A 1,156-nucleotide genomic window follows, 5' to 3' on the forward strand; every position below is an offset into this window, starting at 1 on the left:
TGCGATGTATATCATTGGTGGTATTGCCGGTATTGGTTCCGGAAAAGCGGTTGAGGGTTCTTTAACTGGCAAAAATTCCACAGTGAAAGAAAATGTAGGAATAAAGCCTACAGTGACAGCAGAACTGGAAGCAAATGGTCAAAAATTTAAAGATACAAATCAAACGGCAAGACCGGCAGAGCAGGCAAATAAAAATGAACCTACACTGATAGCAGACAGAATAGCTTCGAAAGAACAAAGCTTGATAGATAAGGGAAAAACAAACAACTTACCTCTACCAAACAGTAGTATGGCTAATGCTCATGCTGAAATAGGTGTTATACAACAAGCTTATAATGCAGGTAAAACTCAAGATGCTAATCTGACTATTAATGTAGCGGGCAAAGACGTTTGTAGTTATTGCAGAGGCGATATAGCCGCCGCAGCTCAAGCTTCCGGGGCAAAATCGGTCACGATAAATGCCGTTGATGATAAAACAGGGTTACCTAAAACTTATGTATGGGAATCTGGCATGAAATCAATAAAGGAAATCAATAGGTAATGATAAATTTTGAGCTGGGCGGATATTATTTAGACTATGGTAGGCGTGTGCAACTACCTTTAATAGTACAGCCATCAGTAGTTCAAATAATGAATTATCTAGGTGTGTTGAAAAACCACAATGGAATATTGGTTCTTGATAATGATCAAGAGGATAACCATAGCCCTTATAAAATGACATTATATTCTGATAGTGGAATTTACATGATATTACTTGAAACAAGTATGGATGATGATGTAGATGTCAGAACGTTTTATAATCAATCTGAGTCTAGGGGTTTTATATCAATACTTGGCGAATCATATTCAGAAGTATCAACAGTTAAAGAATTTTCTCAGGTTATAGAAGCGTTTAAAGAGTTTTATGAAACTGGTGATGTTAGTAGGGAATTATTAGGTTGACTTTTTAAAACCGCGGTCTCTCAAACAGGCCGGGATTTTTTTGTCTGTCATTCAGCCACAATACGTATCACCAGTTGACCGTGTTCAACGGCGACAATCACCGGGGTATCTGTCCCAAATCCTGCGGCTTCCAGCCAGTTGCCCTGAAGGTGCAGGCTGGGGCTGCGGCTGTAATAACGCGTCATATCGTTGCGGTCTGCGTGGCGATGGCACC

At 40.0% G+C, this 1,156-nt stretch carries 3 protein-coding genes; 2 read left to right on the forward strand and 1 reads right to left on the reverse strand.

The window, feature by feature from the left end; genetic code table 11:
- A partial coding sequence (locus K7X24_RS21900) for a deaminase (protein WP_224558274.1) occupies positions 1 to 541 on the forward strand: 541 nt, incomplete at its 5' end.
- The gene (locus K7X24_RS21905; protein ID WP_224558275.1) at positions 541 to 942 is read left to right on the forward strand and encodes a DUF6911 family protein; all 402 of its coding nucleotides are present in this window, start codon (positions 541 to 543) and stop codon (positions 940 to 942) included. The genes K7X24_RS21900 and K7X24_RS21905, both read left to right, overlap by 1 nt.
- Before the next feature lie 47 nt (positions 943 to 989).
- On the opposite strand, the gene K7X24_RS21910 is transcribed toward K7X24_RS21905, so the two are convergent.
- Entirely contained in the window at positions 990 to 1,127 is a 138-nt protein-coding gene (locus K7X24_RS21910; RefSeq protein WP_411961361.1) for a SymE family type I addiction module toxin, read from the reverse strand.
- Between the last annotated feature and the right edge of the window lie 29 nt (positions 1,128 to 1,156).

Source organism: Pectobacterium versatile, assembly GCF_020166435.1.
Taxonomy (GTDB): domain Bacteria; phylum Pseudomonadota; class Gammaproteobacteria; order Enterobacterales; family Enterobacteriaceae; genus Pectobacterium; species Pectobacterium versatile.

Bases quoted from the DNA above. Each gene is read 5' to 3' on its own strand.
- K7X24_RS21905 (WP_224558275.1), top strand. From the start codon at position 541: ATGATAAATTTTGAGCTGGGCGGATATTATTTAGACTATGGTAGGCGT.
- K7X24_RS21910 (WP_411961361.1), bottom strand. From the start codon at position 1,127: ATGACGCGTTATTACAGCCGCAGCCCCAGCCTGCACCTTCAGGGCAAC.